A 3,106-nucleotide genomic window follows, 5' to 3' on the forward strand; every position below is an offset into this window, starting at 1 on the left:
TCAGCCACCACCCGGTCCTTGGTCATAGCCAAGTGTGCGCTTCCAACCAGTCAACGGACTACCAATAAGAGCAGCAGGCCCGTGACCATCCAAGCCAAGATGTGGGCGTTACGGACATCGTTCCACAACCCCTGCTGGATATGGGCGAATACGGCTTGATAGAGTACGGGGGCGTCCCCGGTAGCATTTTCGGTTGTCACAAATAGAAAGCGTCCCTGGTAGGGGATACTTTCTCATACTTTGTGTCAGGCCGTCAGGCACCGTCCCTTTCGCATCTTTTGCTGTTCGGGTCAACTTCTATTTGCGGTGATTACACAATCAGTCTTGAAGGTTTTCATTGTAGCCAGGTCTTTTACATAATTCCTCTATCATACCTAAACCTTTCTTGAAGGATATAATAGAGACAAGACGATAGTTACTTTTAAATAAGTGATCAATTATGAGTGTACCGATCCATGCCGCCATACCCAGTACGAGATATGTTAGCGCAATCAATATCCGTCTTTTCCTACTACCAAAGTTTAGATCACGCTCAACTTTAACAATTATCCTGCCTTTATCATAAGCCCGATCGGAAAGCCATCTTGAATTGGCTCGTGTTATATTTGTAGGTTCAGTAACAATAGCTTCGTCTGACCAAATCATACGTAAACCTTGCTTATTGCATCTCGCCGAGAAATCAGTATCTTCGCCTCCTCTAATGGCGTAGGCTTCCGAAAAATAACCTATTTGGTCAAACACTTCGGCGCGGAGAAGTACATTCCCCGCGCCCCAATACTTAACTGGTGTGCCTGTCGGATGGCGTTTGCGAGTCATAAATGGCAAAAATGCTTTTAGCTCATCCGGTAGGATTGTTAGGACCGGACCAGCTACAATATCAGCGTTGTAATTTTTCAATGCAAAATACATATGTATGAGCCAATTTGGGGTGGGTACCTCATCATCATCCAGAAAGGCAATAATATCGGCATCCAACTTATTAGCTTCCCTAATGGCTCTATTTCTTGCAAAAGAAACGCCTTTTTTTGATTCAATAAAATATTGAATTTCACCAAACTCATATTTAATGTGAGAAGCCGACCCAAGAGGATCATTGTCTACCACAATAATATCAATTTTACAATCAGCAGGTCTATTAATCAGGCTCAGGTTTTCGAGCAAGTTATGCAAAGCTTTATGGCGCTTATAAGTGCATATACATATTGCGATTGATTCCATTATTAACCTCTCAAGAGTTTAGATGATTTAAAGAACGATCCCGCAATAAGGATGTCAATAGCTATGTATCTTAACCAAGAGGAAAACTTTTCCTTGTCTTAAAGGCCACAATACTCCAAAGAGTCAATACTAGCAGCAGATCACTTGCCAAGCTTGCCCACACTGCCCCCAGCCATCCGTATCGTGGTAGCAACCACAGGTTGAGCAGACCGTTCACTACGGCTACTCCCACCTGCACCGCGCTGCGTGTGCCTTGATACCCAGCTCCCGTCAAGGCATCAGCAGCAAAATAATGCAGGGTCTTTAGAAGCACTAGCGGCGAGAGCCAGCGCAACACGTCAGCGGTAGCGGCGAAGTCAGCCCCAAACAACAGCGGCAAGGCAGGGGCACACAGCCACAACACCGCAGCTATCAGCAGACTGTATCCCCCAGTCCAGGGAAGGAGTTGCAAGGCGAACGCGGTACTGCCCCTCAGTCCCGACTGACCACGTTGGAAGAACCTAGCATAGGCGGCATAGAGTACCGAACGGACAGGTGTGAATGCCGTATCGACAATACGGTAGGCTGCCGCGTAGACGCCGGCCGCCTCAGCGCTGACCAGCCGGGCAAGCATAATTTTATCGATATCGTTGTAGATGCTCTGGGCACTGAGACTCAGCGCAAAAGCACCACCCTCGCGGGCTTCCTGTCTGACTGGACGCAAGGACAGCGGTCCCCAGCCCAAGTCACGGCGCACCAACGTCACTGCACAGATGGCACTGACAGCGGTACTGATGAAGAACAAGGCAGACCAGGCCAGCGCAGTCTTCGGCACCGGCAGTGCGAAGAGCAGGCCCGCAGCCGCCAACCTCACCAGCGCAGGAAATAGCTGAATCGCCGCTGTTCTGTCCAGCCGATTGAATGCCTGGAAGGCCTGTCCGGAAACATCAATCAGACGGGCGAACAGCAGATCAGACAGGGCCACCAGCAGCAGCAAAGTCAGCGGCAAACCGGGAGGAAGGACGAATTGTGCCACTGCGATGACTAAGAGCGTTAGGGCCAAGGATGTGGTAAGCGTCGTCGCCACAGCCGCGCCCCAATAGGTAGGAAAGGTCTGATGGTCACGGACAGTATGTTTGATTAATAGGTTGCCGCTTCCCCAACTGGCGAAGGGTGCAGCGATGGCCACCAAAGCGGTCACCGCCACGAAACTACCATACTGTGCGCTTCCCAGTGCACGGGCAATCAGCACGAAGTACAGGAGTTGCACGCCCGCTCGTAGTGCCTGACCGCCCATCATCCATAGGCTGTTTGTCCTCAGGTTGGCATCCGTCATAAATTACAGTGCGTGGGCTTTTGAGATAGGGGCGCGGGCACCGTTGTGGGTGATGAGAATTTGCTCCAGACCGACGCAAAGCGTCCCGTCCAACAGCCAACCGGCGGCCTCGATTTCAGGCCTCTTCGTGTTGGGACATTCTCCGATAACAATCCGAACCTCACCTCCAGATTCCTTCTCAGCACCATTCCCGGTATGTCTACTAGTTTGAGCAGGGTGGTTTGTCCAATTGCCAAATCCACCGTATCTTGGTACTTCATATTCATTAGGCACACAATGTCCTCCACCGGAATGTCAATGTACTGGAAGCTGCGCGGAGTTTTACACCGCACGAGTGCTCCATAGAGGTCATTTGAAAATTCAATGACAGAGGGCCCCCCAGCCACGCCCTGGTTATGCGGCTGAACGACTATCAGTGAGCTATTCTGTCTCCCCCAAGCCCCATCAAGCGCACCATACGCGGACGGCCTCGCCGTCCTGACCGGGAGGTTCTTGACGGCATCACATGGTAGTGCTCCAGAAATCCCGACAGAAAATGGCCCACCCGTTGAGAGGGTCGGGCACACTGGAGGG

The 3,106-nt window shown here is 51.0% G+C and carries 2 protein-coding genes; both read right to left on the reverse strand.

Annotation, left to right across the window (positions count from 1 at the left end; all coding sequences use genetic code 11):
• Nucleotides 1-318: 318 nt before the first annotated feature.
• Nucleotides 319-1,218 carry a glycosyltransferase family 2 protein gene (locus tag IEY31_RS18405; RefSeq protein WP_188974409.1) on the reverse strand — a complete coding sequence of 300 codons (900 nt, stop codon included), beginning with the start codon at nt 1,216-1,218 and terminating at the stop codon, nt 319-321.
• Nucleotides 1,219-1,288: 70 nt separating this feature from the next.
• The gene (locus IEY31_RS18410) at nt 1,289-2,533 is read right to left on the reverse strand and encodes a lipopolysaccharide biosynthesis protein (protein WP_188974410.1); all 1,245 of its coding nucleotides are present in this window, start codon (nt 2,531-2,533) and stop codon (nt 1,289-1,291) included.
• Nucleotides 2,534-3,106 lie beyond the last annotated feature (573 nt).

This window comes from Deinococcus aerolatus, from assembly GCF_014647055.1.
Classification (GTDB): Bacteria; Deinococcota; Deinococci; order Deinococcales; family Deinococcaceae; genus Deinococcus; species Deinococcus aerolatus.